Source organism: Streptomyces sp. R-74717 (assembly GCF_047305335.1).
Taxonomy (GTDB): domain Bacteria; phylum Actinomycetota; class Actinomycetes; order Streptomycetales; family Streptomycetaceae; genus Streptomyces; species Streptomyces atratus.
The window spans coordinates 5,509,236-5,525,186 of the sequence record NZ_CP102361.1 but is presented as its reverse complement, the minus strand read 5'-3'; the positions used below and the strand labels follow the sequence as shown (position 1 = coordinate 5,525,186).

The following is a 15,951-nucleotide window of genomic DNA, read 5'->3' as shown; positions in this document are numbered from 1 at the left end:
GTGGGAAAAGTCCGGGCGGGGGCGCGGCCCGAGGCCCGGGTGAACCCGGAAATCGTCCGGGCCCGAGCTGCGCTCTGCATGATGATCGTCCCATGACAGACATGGCAGACACAGGCGAGCAGGCACGGCAGCGGCAGGCACAGGACGGGGCGCGGAGCAACGCGAACGAGCGGGAGCAGCCGCAGGAGTATGTGCAGCGGCTGCGCAGGACAAATGCCTGGCGCGCGGCCGAGCGGGTCCTGATCAGGCCGCCCATGAACCTCTCGCTCGGTGAACGGCTGGCCTCGCTGGCGGCGGGGGCCGGGTCGGTCACCGACCTGGAGCGCCCTGCGGACATATACGGCGATGGCGTCGTCGCCGAGCTGGAGGATCGGATCGCGGGGCTGCTGGGCATGGAGGCCGCCGCGTTCTTCCCGACGGGGACGATGGCCCAGCAGGTCGCGCTGCGGTGCTGGGCCGGGCGGACCGGCAATTCCACGGTGGCGCTGCATCCCCTGGCACACCCCGAGGTGCACGAGCGCGGCGCGCTCGAGGCGGTGAGCGGGCTGCGTACCGTCCATCCGACGTCCGAGCCCCGGCTGCCCACTGCGCAGGAGATCCGTGACTTCGCCGAGCCGTTCGGCACGATGATGCTGGAACTGCCGTTGCGCGATGCCGGTTTCGTCCTGCCGACGTGGGAGGAGCTGGAGGCCGTGGTGGCGGCCGCACGGGAACGCGATGCAGTGGTGCACGTCGACGGCGCGCGACTGTGGGAGTGCGCCCCCCATTTCGGGCGGGAGCTGCCGGAGATCGCGGCGCTCGCGGACAGTGTGTACGTGTCGTTCTACAAGACCCTCGGCGGAATCTCCGGGGCCGCGCTGGCCGGTCCCGAGTCGCTGATCGAGGAGGCCCGCACCTGGCGACACCGGTACGGCGGGCAGCTCTTCCAGCAGTTCCCTGCGGCGCTCGCCGCCCTGATCGGTCTGGAGCAGGAGCTGCCGCAGCTGCCGTCGTACGTCGCGCAGGCGAAGGTAGTGGCCGGGGCGCTGGCCGAGGGCTTCTCGGCGGCCGGCGTCGGGTGGTTCCGGGTGCATCCGGAGCCGCCGCACACGCACCAGTTCCAGGTGTGGCTGCCTTACGGGGCGGATGTCCTGACGGAGGCCTCGGTGCGGCAGGCGGAAGAGACGGGCGTGGCGCTCTTCCGCGTCTGGTACCCCGCGGCTTCCGGGCCGCCCGGGGTGTCGTTCACCGAGGTCACGGTGGGGTGGGAAGGGCTGGAGTGGACGGCGGGGGACGTACGGGCGGCGGTGGGGGAGTTCGTGAAGCGGCTGGCCTAGCGGGGGTTGGCCGGACCGCGACGGGGGTGCCGGACACGCCCAGCCCGGACGGCTGCGTCCTCAAACGCCGGACGGGCTGGAGTTGCCGCACCGGCTGGGGACGCCGGGCCGGGCGGTGCGGTGGCGCCGGGTGAACAGGGCCCATAGCGCCGTCCGCCGGCGGCGGCGCGCCGGGCGGCCCGCGATCACCGCGTCGAAGCGGCGCCGGTCGCGTGCCTCGCGCACCACCCCCCAGTCGTGCCGGCCCGGCATTGGCGGCGGCGCTTCCCCCCGCTGAGCTGCGCGATAGCTGTCGATCATGTGCTGCTGAATGGCGTCCATGGCCTCAGCGTGGGCCGGTCCCGGCTCGCCCCGCCCGTCGATTGACGACCACCGTCAAACGGCGCGTGGGCTGCTGCGCGCACCCCGCACTATGGAGAGGTGAGCGTGCACATCGACATCGCGGGGCTGGCGCCCGAACGCATCGTTTTCGAGACCTCCCCCCTCGCCGAGCTGGGGCTGGCCCTGCACGCCCTCTCCGAGCCGGGGCACCACCCGGGCCTGCACGGCTGGGCGACAGCGACCGCGAGCGCGCTGGAGCCCGATCTCGCCGACCGGCTGCACGAGGCCGACTTCCTGTGGCGCCACACGTTCTCGGACGTCTTCATGCCGTTCGCCGGGGTCCGTGGCGGCAACGGCAGGACGGGGGCGAACCTCGCCGAGGACCTGGACATCCTCGACCGGCTGGACGACGAGCGGTTCGTCTCCGCCGCCCTGGAGTTCACCTGCCACAGCCTGTACGGAACGGGCGCGCCCTCGCCGCTCAGCGACGCGACGATGCGCGCCCGCGCCCTGGACATGGCGGCGGCGCGCGGCCCCCGGCAGGTGGAGTTCACCGAGCAGCTGCTGACCGGCCCCACCTCCGTACGCCGCTGGGTCCGGCGTCTGTTCGAGGACTGCGACCAGGCGTTCTTCGCCGACACCTGGCGGCGGGTGCAGGTCCAGCTGGTCGCCGACGCCCGGCACAAGACGGATCTGCTGCGGCGCAAGGGGCTCGGCGAGGCGGTGGGCGCGGTGTCCCCGGCCCTGTCGATCGACGAGGCCGGGACCCGGATCAGCGCCGACAAACTGACCGAGGGCCGGACCGACGCGGCCGACCCGGCCGTCGGCCCCGGGCTCACCCTCATCCCGTCCACCTTCGGCTGGCCGCACCTGAATCTGCTGCACGCGCCGGGCTGGCGTCCGGTGATCCACTACCCGGTGCACCACCCCGAGCTGCCCTCCCCCGCCTCCGTGGAGCTGCTCCAACTGCGCATGGAGGCGCTGGCCCACCCGATGCGGATGCGGCTGTGCCGCCACCTCGCCCGTTCCGCGCACACGACCGGTGAACTCGCCGACACGCACGGCATCACGGCGCCCGAGGTCTCCCGGCATCTCACGGTGCTGAAGAAGGCCGGCCTGGTCATCACCCGGCGGCGCGGCCGGTACGTGCTGCACCAGTTGGACCTGACCGTGGTGGCACGGCTCGGCAGCGACTTCCTGGAGGGCATCCTGCGCTGAGCCGTGGCCGGTTCAGTCGAAGCGGATGTGCTTGATGCCCGTCCAGGTACGCCGCACCCGGTGCCGCAGCGCGCTGTCCCTGTCCGGCAACACGGTCAGCCCCGCCGATCCGGTGATCCGGTCGGCGACCTGCGGGATCGTCAGCCGGTCGGTACGCAGGTGCTCGGCGAACTCCGGCTCCGCGAGCCGCTCCAGGCAGTGATCCAGCTTCCGTACGGCGAAACTCTCCCGCTTCAGCCCACGCCCGAGCCCGCGTTCGGACAGCCGGCGCAGCACCGTGGCCCGCTCGGCGAGCAGCGCGAAGTGGTGCACTGTGTGCCCGTCGTCGCGCAGCCTCCCGATGATCTCGGCGAAGTAGCCGGGGTCGACGAGCGTCATCGGCACGATCACCGGCCCCGGATGACCCCGCAACGCCAGTTCCAGCACCTCGCGAACGCCGTCGCGCCAGGCCGTCAGATCCTGGAAGTCACCGCGCAGTCCGGGCGGCAGCATCCGGTGCAGCCCGAACCCGACGTGCTCGGGGTCGCAGACCACGCTGCCGGGCAGCCGCCGATTCAGCTCATACGCCGTTTGCGTCTTGCCGCCGCCGAACGGTCCGTTGATCCAGAGCAGCGCGCCCACGGGTCAGCCCACCCCGCCGCCGCCGGCCCGGACCAGCCCCGTCTCGTACGCGAGGACGACGACCTGCACCCGGTCGCGCAGGCTCAGCTTGGTGAGGATGCGGCCCACGTGCGTCTTCACGGTCGCCTCGGAGAGCACCAGGCGGGCCGCGATCTCGCCGTTCGACAGGCCCTGCGCGACCAGCAGCATCACTTCGCGTTCGCGTTCGGTGAGCTTGCCGATGCCCTTGTGCTGCGGTTCGCGGTTGCCGCTCGGCAGCATCGGTGAGAAGCGGTCGAGCAGCCGGCGGGTGGTGGACGGGGCGACTACGGCGTCGCCGCTGTGCACGGAGCGGATGGCGGCGAGCAGTTCGGCGGGCGGCACATCCTTGAGCATGAAGCCGCTGGCCCCGGCCTTCAGCCCGGAGAAGGCGTACTCGTCGAGGTCGAACGTGGTCAGGATGAGCACCTTCGGCGCATCCGGCTGCGCACAGATGCGACGGGTGGCCTCGACGCCGTCCAGCCTCGGCATCCGGACATCCATCAGCACCACATCGACGGCGGTGGAGCGCAGGATCTCGATCGCCTCCGCGCCGTCGCCGGCCTCGGCCACGACCTCCATGTCCGGCTGGGCGGCGAGCACCATCCGGAAGCCGGTGCGCAGCAGCACCTGGTCGTCGACGAGCATCACGCGGATGGCCATGAGGTGTCCTGTCTCCTGTCTGTCCTGCAAGGGGGGTCCGAAGACCTAATGGGTCGGCTTGAGCGGCAGCAGTGCGCTGATCCGGAACCCGCCGCCGGGCCGCGGCCCGGCGTCCAGCGTGCCGCCGACCATGCCGACCCTCTCGCGCATACCGATCATTCCGTGGCCCGCGCCGTCGGCGCCGCCGTCCTCGTACAGCTCGTGCGCCGCGCCCCGCCCGTCGTCCTCGACCAGCAGCCCGAGCCCGTCGTCGAAGTAGACCAGCCGCACACTGGCCCCGGCGTCCGGGCCGCCGTGCTTGCGGGTGTTGGTCAGGGCCTCCTGCACGATGCGGTACGCGGTCAGCTCGACCCCGCTGGGCAGCGGGCGCGGCGTGCCCTCGATCTTGAAGTCGACGGCCAGTCCGGTCTGCCTGACCTGCTCGATCAGGTCCTCGATCTGCTCGACATCGGGCTGCGGGACGTACTCCCCGCTCTCCTGGCTGTCACCGGTCCGCAGCACCCCGAGCAGCCGCCGCATCTCGGCGAGGGCCTGCCTGCCGGTGCTGGAGATGGTCTCCAGTGCCTGCCGTGCCTGGTCGGGGGCCGCGTCCATGACGTACGCGGCACCGTCGGCCTGCACCACCATCACCGAGACGTTGTGCGCGACGACATCGTGGAGTTCGCGGGCGATACGGGCCCGCTCGGCGGCCACCGCGACCTTCGACTGCGCCTCGCGCTCCCTCTCCAGCCGGGCTGCGCGCTCCTCCAGCTGGCTGAAGTAGGCGCGCCGGGTCCGCATCGAGTCGCCGAGCACCCAGGCGAGCACGAACGGCACGGTCATCACGACGCCGATGAAGACCTGCTGGGGCCAGCTGGTCTGCGGGACGTCCTGCGGCCAGCGCAGCTGGGAGACACCGGCCGCGCTCAGGCTGCAGACCAGTGCGAGCCGGGATGCCCAGCGCTCCCCCAGGGTGGCCACGGTGAAGACGATCACCAGCATCGCGAAGTTCGCGATGCCTGGTCCGACCCCGAACACCAACTGCGCGACGCCCATCGCGACGGCGAGCAGCAGCATCTTCTCCGGCGCGCGCCGACGCAACGCGACGACGGTGCAGAGGCCGACGATGATCAGCAGGGCGGCGAGCCGCTCACCGGGGCTGCCCGCGTGCGCCACCATGGACAGGCCGGAGAGCCCGAGGAGGAAGACAGCCCAGAAGCTGTCGACGCCCGTCGGGTGTCTGCGGATGAAGTCGTAGAGGCGCTGCACGTAACCCAGCGTAGGGAAAGGCGGGAGGTGCATGGGTCAGCCGAAGGGCCGATCCAGTTGCTGGGACCGTACTCCCCAAGGTGGAGACTTGGAAACGTGACGGATGAGTGGCGTGGGTGGCAGGAGGCGGCAGAGACCGCTTTGTACGGAGACGGGGGGTTCTACCGGAGCCCCGAAGGACCGGCGGGGCATTTTCGTACGTCCGTCCACGCATCCCCGCTGTTCGCCTCCGCCGTCGCCAGGCTGCTGGTCAGGACGGCGCGGGAGCTGGGCACCGACTCGGTCGACCTGGTGGACCTGGGGGCGGGGCGGGGCGAACTGCTGGCGGGGGTGCTGGCGGCGCTGCCGGCCGTGGGCGCCGACGGTCTCGCCGTACGGGCGTACGCCGTGGAGCTCGCCGCCCGCCCGGCCGGTCTGGACCCCGGAATCGAGTGGTGCGCCGAACCGCCGCCGGGGACGCACGGTCTGCTCTTCGCCAACGAGTGGCTGGACAACGTCCCGACCGACGTCTCCGAGACCGACGCGGACGGTGTCGACCGGTATGTCCTCGTCCGGACAACGGACGGTACGGAACGGCTGGGCGAGCCGGTGACCGGGGCGGACGCCGAGTGGCTGCGCCGCTGGTGGCCGTCGGCCGGACCGGGCAGCCGCGCGGAGATCGGCCGGCCGCGCGACGAGGCCTGGGCACGGGCGGTGTCCACGCTGTCCGGGGGGCTCGCGGTGGCGGTGGACTACGCCCACGCAAGGGAGGCACGGCCCCCCTTCGGCACGCTGGCCGGCTTCCGGTCCGGCCGCGAGGTGCGGCCGGTGCCGGACGGCAGCTGCGACCTCACCTCGCACGTGGCGCTGGACGCGTGCGCGGCGGCGGTGGACGCCGGGGCCGGCGCACCGCCCGAAGTGCTGACGCAACGCGAGGCGCTGCACCACCTCGGCATCAACGGCGAGCGCCCACCACTGGCCCTGGCGTCGACCGACCCGGCCGGATACGTACGGGCCCTCGCTTCGGCGGGCGAGGCAGCGGAACTGACGGCCCGGGGCGGCCTGGGCGACTTCGGCTGGCTGATGCACCGAAAAAAACAGCCCCACCGGCGCTTGAGGCGCGGAGCGAAATCCAGCCCCTCCGGCGAATGAGGAGCGGGGTCCGGGGCAGCGCCCCGGTCGGGCCGGCCCCGTCGGCGCTTGAGCCGCGGGGCCCGGAGCGGAACCCCGGACGCTCAGGGAATACTGGCCGTATGACGGAGACGACAGTCGGCATCGGCGGCGCAGCGGAGAGCACCGACATGGTGCTCAACATCGGCCCCCAGCACCCCTCCACCCACGGCGTGCTCCGTCTGCGCATCGTCCTCGACGGCGAACGCATCCAGCACGCCGAACCGGTCATCGGTTACATGCACCGCGGCGCGGAGAAGCTTTTCGAGGCCCGCGACTACCGGCAGATCGTGATGCTCGCCAACCGCCACGACTGGTTGTCGGCGTTCTCCAACGAGCTGGGCGTCGTGATGGCCGTCGAGCGCATGCTCGGCATGGAGGTCCCGGAGCGCGCGGTCTGGACGCGCACCCTGCTCGCCGAGCTGAACCGGGTCCTGAACCATCTGATGTTCCTCGGTTCGTACCCGCTCGAACTCGGCGGGATCACCCCGGTGTTCTACGCCTTCCGCGAGCGCGAGGAGCTCCAGGCCGTGATGGAGGAGGTCTCCGGCGGCCGGATGCACTACATGTTCAACCGGGTCGGCGGCCTCAAGGAGGACCTCCCGGCGGGCTGGCTCGGCCGCGCCCGGGACGCCGTCGCCTCGGTCCGGTCCCGGATGGACGTGTACGACGACCTGGTGCTCGGCAACGAGATCTTCCGGGGCCGTACCCGCGGTGTCGGCGTGCTGTCCGCCGAGACCGTGCACGCGTACGGAGTGTCCGGTCCGATCGCCCGCGCCTCCGGGGTCGACTTCGATCTGCGCCGCGACGAGCCGTATCTCGCGTACGGGGAGCTCCAGGACACCCTCAAGGTCGTCACCCGCACCGAGGGCGACTGCCTGGCCCGCTTCGAGTGCCTGCTGGAGCAGACGCACAACGCCCTGGATCTGGCGGACGCCTGCCTGGACCGGATGGCCGGCCTCGCGCCCGGCCCGATCAACCAGCGGCTGCCCAAGGTGCTGAAGGCCCCCGAGGGCCACACCTACGCCTGGACCGAGAACCCGCTCGGCATCAACGGCTACTACCTGGTGTCCAAGGGCGAGAAGACCCCGTACCGGCTGAAGCTCCGATCCGCCTCGTACAACAACATCCAGGCGCTCACCGAGCTCCTGCCGGGCACGCTGGTCGCCGACATGGTGGCGATCCTGGGCTCGCTCTTCTTCGTCGTCGGCGACATCGACAAGTAGGCCGACACCCAGGCCGACCCGCGCAGCGCCCGCGCGCCTACGAGATCGCGCTGCGCAGCTCCGCCATGTCCAGCTGCTCGGTCTCGTCGTGCGCGGTCAGGTCGATGACCTTGCCGACGGCCCGGTTCTCGGCCGTGCCCGTGCGGTGCGCGGCCAGCGCCTCCTCGCCCACCACGTCCGCGAGGTCCTCGTTCTGCACCGACTCGATCGCGGCGCGCGCCTTCTGCGTACCGAAGAAGTCGAAGCTGCCCTGCGGCACCGGATGACGGCGGGACGCCGCGTACGGAGCGACGGCGCTGGCGGCCGGCACAGTGCGCGCCGCGGGCAGCGCGGGAGACGGCCGGGTCGCGGGAAGGGCGGCCGGCGGGAGGAGGTGCTGCGCCCCGGACGCGTCCGCGGCCGCCGCGTGCTTCCCCTGCCGCTCCTCCGCCTCCCGGGCCCGCTCCGCGAGGTCCCGCTTCCTGGCCTGCTCGGCGGTACGGCGCGCCTCCTGAAGCGCCCCGTTGCGCGAGAGGTCCTCCAGCGCCTGGGCGGCACGCAGATAGGCGGCCGGTGTCGGTGTGCTGCGTGCGGCGGGCAGCTCCCGGGGCGCGGCGGCCTCGATCGCGAGTTGCCTGCGGCCCTCCAGCGCGCTGGCCCGCTCGGTCTCGGCGTTGGCGTACCGCCGCAGCAGCGCGGCGTGCTCCCCGCGCAGACCGGCGAGCTCCACCCGCTTGCGGCGCAGCTTCGTCTCCAGCCGTACGCGCAGCTCCCGCGACTCCTCCAGGTCGGCCTCGAGCTCGGCCGTACGCTCCTCGGCCCGAGATTCGTCGCCGGCACGGGCACGCGTCAACTCCGCGACACGACGGCCCGCTTCCCGGTCCCAGCTGCGCATCAGATACGCACCGGTCACGGCAGTGGCCGCCGCGGCGGCCACCAGACCGCGCAGGATCAGGGGCTCGGCGAGCAGCCAGGCGCCCGCGGCACAGACGATCGAGACTCCGACGACGGCCGAAGACGGAAGGATTCTGTGCAGAGGTGGCGAATGGCGATGACGTCCACGTGGCATGGCCTGAAATTTACAGTGCGTACGGGGCGCTTGGGGGGCCGCCCGCCAATCTGTTCCCGGCCGGTTACCTGACGGCCCCCGATTCCCCCAATCCCTACTTCTTGATGAGGCCCTTCGACTGCAGATAGTCCTTGGCCACATCGGCGGGCTTTGCGCGCTCGGCGTCGACCTTGCGGTTCAGTTCCGCCAGATCCTCGGTCGTGAGGGCCTTGGTGAGCTTGCCGAGTGCGTCGGCAATGTCCTGGGAACCCGCGTCCTTGGCATTGACGACCGGCAGAACGTTGTCCGCGTTCTGGAGCTTCTTGTCGTCCTCCAGGAACACCAGGTCGTAGCTGTCCAGCACCGCGTCCGTGGTGGTGGTGAGAACCAGTTGGTCCTTGCCGTCCTTCACGGCCTGCTTGGACTGCGGCGTACCGACTCCCTTGGGGTCGATGCCGGTGACATCGATGCCGTACGTCTCCTTCAGACCCGGTGCGCAGAACGGCCGTACCTCGCACTCGTCGCCCGCCGCGATCTTCACTTCGGCCTTCGACCTGCCGAGATCCGAAAGTGTCTTGAGCTTGTTCTCGGCGGCGAATTCCTTCGTCACCGCGAAGGCGTTCTGGTCGACGGCCTCGCCGACCGGGAGTACCTTCAGCCCGCGCGGGGTGGCAAGCTTCTCCAGCGCCGCGACCGTGGCGGTCGCGTCACCGGAGGCGACCGGCTTCTTCTCGGCCTCCTTCGCCCCGTTCACCTTGGCATTGAGGAATTCGGCGATCGTCGCGGCATATTCGGGGACGACATCGATCTCGCCATTCTCCAGGGACGGTTCGTACAGTTCCCGGTTGGCCACCGTGGTGACCGAGGTGCTGTATCCGGCGTCGCCCAGGATCTGTGCGTACAGCTCCGCGAGCACCTTGGACTCGGTGAAGGAGGCCGCGCCGACGACGAGCGAGCCCTTCTTGCCGGAGCCACCGGAGCCGCCGGACGATGCCGAGCCCCCCTTGTCCTTCTCCAGGCTGTCGCCACCGCAGGCGGCGAGCGAGCCGGCCAGCGCGACCATGCCGATGACCGCGCCCGCTATTCGCGAGGTCTTGCTCATGAGTTGTTCTCCGTCCACAGCAACAAGGTCTGTTTGAGATGGGATCCGGGGATCGAGAGGGTGCGATGAAGTGGGCCCGACGGGCGGTCGTGCCGCGTCGTCATGCCGCCCTGCGGCGGCGCAGCGGTGACAGCATCCGGTCCAGGCCCACCAGCACCGCCTCCACCAGCAGGGCGAGCACAGCGACCAGCAGCGCCCCCGCGACCACCTGCGGCGTGTTGTACGTGTTGAACCCGGCGGTGATGATCCGGCCGAGTCCGCCCTGGCCGACCATCGCGGCGATCGTCGCCGTGGCGACCACCTGGACCGCGGCCGAGCGCAGCCCTGTCATGATCATCGGGTAGGCCAGCGGGAGTTCGACCCGTACGAAGAGCTGGCTCCCGGACATTCCCATGCCCCGCGCCGCCTCGGTCACCGACCGGTCGACCTCCGTCATCCCGACATAGGCGTTGGTGAGCAGCGGCGGCACGGCGAACAGCACCAGCGCGGTGATCGTCGGCACATATCCGGCGTTGCGCAGCGGCGAGACCATGAAGAGGGCCAGCACCGCGAAGACCGGGATCGCCCGCCCCACATTGGAGATGTTGACGGCCAGCGCGCCCCCCTTCCCGATGTGCCCGAGGCAGAGCGCGATCGGCAGGGCCACGGCGCAGGCCAGGGCGAGCGCGACGCCGCTGACGTACAGATGCTCACCGAGCCGGTGGGCCGCCCCGTTCTCCCCCGACCAGTTGGCGCCGGTGGTGAGCCAGGTCCAGGCCTCGCCGAGAACTCCCATGGTCAGACCGCCTTTGCCGTGGTGACCGCGACCGCACCCGCGCCTGCGTGAACGGCGCGTATTCGGGTCCAGGGGGTCAACAGCCGCTGGAGGCCCAGCAGCAGCAGATCGGCGACGACCGCGAGCAGTACGCACAGGACCGAGGCGGTGAGCACCTGGGCCTTGAAGAAGCTGGGCAGAGCGTCCCCTATGAGGTTGCCGAGGCCGCCTCTGCCGATGATCGATCCGACCGTCGTCAGCGCGATCGTCGAGACCGTCGCGATCCGCACCCCGGCCATCAACGCGGGCATGGCAAGGGGGAGTTCGACCTCCCACAGCAGCCGGACCGGCCCGTACCCCATTCCCTTGGCGGCTTCCTTCGCCTCCTGCGGGACCGCTTCGAGGCCCGCCAGGATGTTCCGTACGAGAATGGTCAGCGAATACAGCACCAGGCCGGTGACGACCAGCGCCGCGGAAAGTCCGAACAGCGGCAGCAGCAGCGAGAACATGGCGAGCGAAGGCACGGTGTAGAGCACCGTCGTCAGCCCGAGGACCGGTCCGGCGAAGCGGCGGCTGCGGCGTGCGAGCAGCGCCAGCGGAAAGGCCACCAGGAGTCCGATCAGCACCGAGACCGCGGTGATCCAGATGTGCTGGACCGTCGCATCGGTCAACTCCTGGCTGCGGGAACGGAGATACTCCGCACAGATCCAGTCGTTCGTCACCATGCAGTTCTGTGCGGCAGCCATCCGCCCCCCTCCGATTACCGCCTCGTACCGGTGTTCTGGTGACCCTATCCTCGACCACTGACAATCGCCGAGGCCGTTGTATTCCAGCAACATGTCCTTCACAGAACACGCGCGACAATGGGGAACCATGATCCGTTTCGAGCATGTCACCAAGCGGTACGCGGACGGCACCACCGCCGTCGACGACCTTTCCTTCGAGGTCGCCGAGGGTGAACTGGTCACGCTCGTCGGACCGTCGGGCTGCGGCAAGACGACCACCATGAAGATGGTGAACCGGCTGATCGAACCGACCGAGGGCCGGATATTCCTCGACGGGGACGACATATCCGCCATCGACCCCGTCCGACTGCGCCGCCGTATCGGCTATGTGATCCAGCAGGTGGGGCTCTTCCCGCACCGTACGGTCCTGGAAAACACCGCGACCGTCCCTCATCTCCTCGGCTGGAAACGGGGAAAGGGACGTGAGCGCGCGGCGGAACTCCTCGACCTTGTCGGACTTGATCCTTCCGTTTATGGCGACCGCTATCCGGAACAGCTCTCCGGCGGCCAGCGTCAACGCGTGGGCGTGGCAAGGGCACTGGCCGCGGATCCGCCGGTGCTCCTGATGGACGAACCTTTCGGCGCGGTCGACCCGGTCGTACGGGAACGGCTGCAGAACGAATTCCTGAAACTCCAGGCACAGGTCCGCAAAACCGTGCTGTTCGTCACGCACGACATCGAGGAAGCGGTCCGGCTCGGTGACCGTATCGCCGTCTACGGACAGGGTTCCATCGAGCAGTTCGACTCCCCGGCGACCGTGCTCGGCACCCCCGCCACCCCCTATGTCGCGGACTTCGTCGGCGCCGACCGTGGACTCAAGCGGCTCTCCGTGACCCCCATCGAGGAGGGCGACCTGGACCAGCCACCGGTCGTCCACCTCGACGACTCGCTGGCGAGGGCGACCGAGCGGCTGCGGGCCGAAGGAGCGCGCTGGGCCGTCGTACTGGACGGCGAGGACAATCTGCACGGCTGGATCCCGGCCGACGGCTCCACCACCGGGACCAAGGACACAGTGCGCGCCCACGCCCGCAGGATGGAGGCATGGCTGCCCGTCGGCGCCCCGCTCAAGCAGGCGTTCGCCACCATGCTCCAGCACGACGCGGGCTGGATCGCCGTCATCGACAAGGAGAGCAACGGCCGCTTCCTCGGCGTACTCACCCCGGCGCGGCTCCATGAGGCGCTGCGCCGCTCGATCGACGCGGACGCCCAGGATGTCCCGCGTGCCGAGGTGGCCGTCGAGACAGTGGAGAGCGTCACCAAGACCGCCGCACGGTGAGCCGGTGAACGGAGGCCGGTGAGCGGGTCCTGAACCGGACCCGTCTCAGTTCTCGCTCAGCCGGCTGCTCATCCAGTCCAGCGCCGAAGGAATCTCCCGCCGCCAGGTGTTGAAGTTGTGCCCGCCGCTGTCGAGCACGATCGACGAGACCTGGGCGGGCGGCTTCACCTTGGCGATGAACTGCTTCGTGGTGCGGTAGTTCCCCTCGCCGCGCTTGGAGGTCGTGACGAGGAAGGACGAGTCGGGCTGCGGCAGATTGTCCAGGCTCCACATCAGATCGGAGCGCTCGCGCGCCCCCTGGTCGCCGTGGAAGAGGTCGCCGGTCGTCGGGTCCTCGGCCGCCTTGTAGTACGCGGAGAGCCCGGCGCTCGCGGAGAACCGGTCCGGATGGTGGAACCCGATCTTCAGCGCACAGTAGCCGCCGGTCGAATTGCCCATGATGCCCCAGTTACGGGCCAGCTTGCCGACCCGGTACGTATCCGAGACCGCCCGCGGCAGATCCTCGGCGAAGAACGTCTCGGTCTTCGGTCCGCCCTTTATGTCCACACACTCGGTGTCCCGCGGCGGCGCCACCGTCGGCCGCAGCATCACCAGGATCATCGGCTGCGCCCGGCCGGCCTTCACCCGCTCGTGCGCCGTCCGCGGGTAGTGAAGGCCCTTCAGGAGGTTCTCCGAGATACCCGGGTAGCCGGTGAGGACGACGACCGCAGGGAACTTCCGGCGGGCGAACGCCGCCTGGAAGTACTCCGGCGGGAGGTACACATACGCCGAACTCTCGATCTTCGACTTCCGCCCCGCTATCACGACCTTGTCGATCCTTCCGCCCATCGTGGGCCGCGAACCACCCGGCACGTCCGGCCGTTGTATCCCGACCCGCACGATGTTCTTGGATGCAAGCGTTCCGGCCGCGTGGTCCGTGACCACTCCCAGATCCTGCTTCTGGCCGAACAGATCGGCCCAGGAGCCGTAGAAGAGGAACGAATTGTTGGCCACCAGACCGACGGAGACGAAGACCGTGAGCTGAGTCACCAGCAGCAGGCCGACCCTGCCGAACACCGCGGACACGCTGCGCCGGGCCAACCGCGGCCAGAGCCAGACCGTGGCGGCGAAGAACACCACGGCCAGCACGATGGCCGTGGCCAGAAATGTCTTGCTGGTAAGACCCATGGGGGGTGAGCTTTCTTGTCAGGAATTTTCCGGCCGGTGGGTGAACCCTCGCCCCGGAAGCCTCGTCCTACAGATCGCACATCGTCCGGAAGGCCTCGGCCGAAGGACTCAAGAATCTCTCGCGGAGCCACGGGAAGCGATGTCTGTCACGCTAGATGGGGATAAATCGGGATCGGTTCCGAGTCCTGTACGTAAGTTCGTACGCGGCCCGCGCCCCGAATCCGTACCGACGCTGGTCGGTACCGCCTGCACCGTCGTCGGCCTGATCGATGTCGCCGCGGGCGTCTTCCCGCGCTTCCGGCACAGCCGGATGCACACTCTCGCCGAGGTGCTCCCCGGCGCCCTCGGACCGTTCGCCGCCGCCCTCTCCCTGAGTGCGGGCGTCCTGCTGCTGCTTCTCGCCCACGGGCTCAAGCGGCGCAAGCGACGGGCCTGGCGGGCGGCTGTCGTGCTGCTGCCCGCCGGTGCGCTGGCGCAGTTCGTCTACCGGCACTCGGTCATCGGCACGCTCGTCTCGCTGGCGCTCTGCCTGCTGCTGGTTCGCCATCGCGGTGAATTCGCCGCGCTCCCCGACCCCAGGAGCCGCTGGCGTGCCCTGGCCAACTTCGTGCTCCTCGGCGCGGGGTCGCTGGGTCTGGGCCTGATCATCGTCAGCGTCCACCCCGGCCGGGTCGTGGGGAGCCCCAGCATCGCCGACCGGCTCCAGCACGTGCTGTACGGGCTGTTCGGCTTCGAGGGCCCCGTCGAGTACGCCGGAGTCACCTCCTGGACCGTGGCGTTCTCGCTCGGCGCCCTCGGTCTGCTGACCGCCGTCACCACCATCTACCTCGCCTTCCGCCCCGAGCACCCGGCCGCCCGCCTCACCGAGGACGACGAGGCCCGGCTGCGCGCCCTGCTGGAGAAGCACGGCGGCCGCGACTCGCTCGGCCACTTCGCGCTCCGCCGCGACAAGGGCGTCGTCTTCTCCCCCAGTGGCAAGGCCGCCGTCTGCTACCGCGTCGTGTCCGGGGTGATGCTGGCGAGCGGCGACCCGATAGGCGACGTGGAGGCCTGGCCCGGTGCCATCGAGCGCTTCATGGACGAGGCCAAGGCCCACTCCTGGACCCCCGCCGTGATGGGCTGCAGCGAGACCGGCGGCGAGGTCTGGACCCGCGAGACCGGGCTCGACGCACTGGAACTCGGCGACGAGGCGGTGGTGGATGTCGCGGATTTCTCGCTCGCCGGGCGCGCGATGCGCAACGTACGCCAGATGGTGAAGCGCATTGAACGTCTTGGCTACGAGACCCGGGTCCGGCGCATCCGCGACATCGGCGACGCCGAACTGGCCCGCATCCGGCGGGCCGCCGCCGACTGGCGCGGCACCGACAACGAGCGCGGCTTCTCCATGGCGCTCGGCCGGATAGGCGACCCGGCCGACGGGGACTGCATCATCGCCACCGCCCACAAGGCCGACGAGCACACCGCCGACTCCCCGTACGGCGACCTGAAGGCCGTACTCCACTTCGTCCCGTGGGGCAGGGACGGCATGTCCCTCGATCTGATGCGCCGCGACCGCTCCGCCGACCCGGGCATGAACGAGCTGCTGATCGTCGCCGCCCTGCAGGCCGCCTCCCAGCTCTCCGTCGAGCGCGTCTCGCTGAACTTCGCGATGTTCCGCTCGGCACTCGCCCGCGGCGAGAAACTGGGCGCGGGACCGGTGCTGCGGACCTGGCGCGGACTGCTGATCTTTCTGTCGCGCTGGTTCCAGATCGAGTCGCTGTACAAGTTCAACGCCAAGTTCCGGCCCCGCTGGGAGCCCCGCTTCGTCGTCTACCGCGCCGCCCGTGACCTGCCGCGCATCTCCCTCGCGGCCATGCAGGCCGAGGGCTTCGTGAACCTCGCGCTGCCCCGCCCCCTCGCCCGCCGATTCCCGGGACGCCGGCCGCGCCCCTGCGCCCACACCCGGGCGCCGGGCCAGGAGCACCACGCCCGCGCGGCGTAACAGCATGCCGTACGGGGCCTACGCTGGTCGCATGAGTACCTTGCGTGGACGAGGCACGGTCCAAGGCCTGCCGGAGTGG

The 15,951-nt window shown here is 70.4% G+C and carries 15 protein-coding genes; 6 read left to right on the top strand and 9 right to left on the bottom strand.

The annotated features are described in order from the left end of the window. The first annotated feature begins 92 nt into the window (after window positions 1-92). Complete coding sequence (locus NRF20_RS25280; protein WP_398628075.1) at window positions 93-1,316, top strand: threonine aldolase family protein; 1,224 nt, start codon at window positions 93-95, stop codon at window positions 1,314-1,316. Window positions 1,317-1,376: 60 nt separating this feature from the next. On the opposite strand, the gene NRF20_RS25275 is transcribed toward NRF20_RS25280, so the two are convergent. Next, window positions 1,377-1,637: a hypothetical protein gene (locus NRF20_RS25275; RefSeq protein WP_266360490.1), complete on the bottom strand. Its 261-nt coding sequence runs from the start codon at window positions 1,635-1,637 to the stop codon at window positions 1,377-1,379. A 105-nt stretch (window positions 1,638-1,742) separates the two neighbouring features. Between NRF20_RS25275 and NRF20_RS25270 the strand changes: the two genes are divergently transcribed. After that, on the top strand, window positions 1,743-2,855 hold the full coding sequence (locus NRF20_RS25270; RefSeq protein ID WP_413754603.1) for a DUF5937 family protein: 1,113 nt from the start codon (window positions 1,743-1,745) through the stop codon (window positions 2,853-2,855). Between the two features lie 12 nt (window positions 2,856-2,867). Here NRF20_RS25270 and NRF20_RS25265 read toward each other — a convergent pair whose 3' ends face one another. Genes NRF20_RS25265 through NRF20_RS25255 form a run of 3 tightly spaced genes read right to left on the bottom strand, consistent with a single transcriptional unit; the run spans window position 2,868 to window position 5,405 of the window. After that, window positions 2,868-3,476 carry an AAA family ATPase gene (locus NRF20_RS25265; RefSeq protein WP_413753310.1) on the bottom strand — a complete coding sequence of 203 codons (609 nt, stop codon included), beginning with the start codon at window positions 3,474-3,476 and terminating at the stop codon, window positions 2,868-2,870. 3 nt (window positions 3,477-3,479) lie between these two features. Further along, the gene (locus tag NRF20_RS25260) at window positions 3,480-4,157 is read right to left on the bottom strand and encodes a response regulator (RefSeq protein WP_398628077.1); all 678 of its coding nucleotides are present in this window, start codon (window positions 4,155-4,157) and stop codon (window positions 3,480-3,482) included. A gap of 45 nt (window positions 4,158-4,202) precedes the next feature. Next, window positions 4,203-5,405, bottom strand: coding sequence for a sensor histidine kinase (locus NRF20_RS25255; RefSeq protein ID WP_398628078.1), 1,203 nt, complete (start codon window positions 5,403-5,405; stop codon window positions 4,203-4,205). 96 nt (window positions 5,406-5,501) lie between these two features. Between NRF20_RS25255 and NRF20_RS25250 the strand changes: the two genes are divergently transcribed. Together NRF20_RS25250 and NRF20_RS25245 are read left to right on the top strand one after the other, a co-directional pair. Further along, a complete protein-coding gene (locus tag NRF20_RS25250; RefSeq protein ID WP_413753309.1) occupies window positions 5,502-6,536 on the top strand; it encodes an SAM-dependent methyltransferase in 1,035 nt (344 codons plus the stop codon). Between the two features lie 101 nt (window positions 6,537-6,637). Continuing rightward, window positions 6,638-7,780, top strand: a complete 1,143-nt coding sequence (locus NRF20_RS25245; protein WP_093893679.1) for an NADH-quinone oxidoreductase subunit D — start codon at window positions 6,638-6,640, stop codon at window positions 7,778-7,780. A 37-nt stretch (window positions 7,781-7,817) separates the two neighbouring features. Here the strand turns inward: NRF20_RS25245 and NRF20_RS25240 are convergent, their stop codons facing one another. The 4 genes from NRF20_RS25240 to NRF20_RS25225 all read right to left on the bottom strand — a co-directional run bounded on the left by NRF20_RS25240 (window position 7,818) and on the right by NRF20_RS25225 (window position 11,409). Further along, window positions 7,818-8,828 carry a hypothetical protein gene (locus tag NRF20_RS25240; RefSeq protein ID WP_398628080.1) on the bottom strand — a complete coding sequence of 337 codons (1,011 nt, stop codon included), beginning with the start codon at window positions 8,826-8,828 and terminating at the stop codon, window positions 7,818-7,820. Window positions 8,829-8,922: 94 nt separating this feature from the next. Further along, complete coding sequence (locus NRF20_RS25235) at window positions 8,923-9,909, bottom strand: ABC transporter substrate-binding protein (RefSeq protein ID WP_413753308.1); 987 nt, start codon at window positions 9,907-9,909, stop codon at window positions 8,923-8,925. A gap of 100 nt (window positions 9,910-10,009) precedes the next feature. Continuing rightward, window positions 10,010-10,684 carry an ABC transporter permease gene (locus NRF20_RS25230; protein WP_398628082.1) on the bottom strand — a complete coding sequence of 225 codons (675 nt, stop codon included), beginning with the start codon at window positions 10,682-10,684 and terminating at the stop codon, window positions 10,010-10,012. Between the two features lie 2 nt (window positions 10,685-10,686). Then, window positions 10,687-11,409: an ABC transporter permease gene (locus NRF20_RS25225; RefSeq protein WP_266360473.1), complete on the bottom strand. Its 723-nt coding sequence runs from the start codon at window positions 11,407-11,409 to the stop codon at window positions 10,687-10,689. A 127-nt stretch (window positions 11,410-11,536) separates the two neighbouring features. Here NRF20_RS25225 and NRF20_RS25220 point away from each other — a divergent pair, with 127 nt between their 5' ends. Beyond that, entirely contained in the window at window positions 11,537-12,724 is a 1,188-nt protein-coding gene (locus tag NRF20_RS25220) for an ABC transporter ATP-binding protein (RefSeq protein WP_398628083.1), read from the top strand. A 45-nt stretch (window positions 12,725-12,769) separates the two neighbouring features. On the opposite strand, the gene NRF20_RS25215 is transcribed toward NRF20_RS25220, so the two are convergent. Next, window positions 12,770-13,891, bottom strand: coding sequence for an alpha/beta hydrolase (locus tag NRF20_RS25215; protein ID WP_398628084.1), 1,122 nt, complete (start codon window positions 13,889-13,891; stop codon window positions 12,770-12,772). Window positions 13,892-14,030: 139 nt separating this feature from the next. On the opposite strand from NRF20_RS25215, the gene NRF20_RS25210 reads away from it, so the two are divergent. Beyond that, window positions 14,031-15,872: a phosphatidylglycerol lysyltransferase domain-containing protein gene (locus tag NRF20_RS25210; protein WP_398628085.1), complete on the top strand. Its 1,842-nt coding sequence runs from the start codon at window positions 14,031-14,033 to the stop codon at window positions 15,870-15,872. Window positions 15,873-15,951 lie beyond the last annotated feature (79 nt).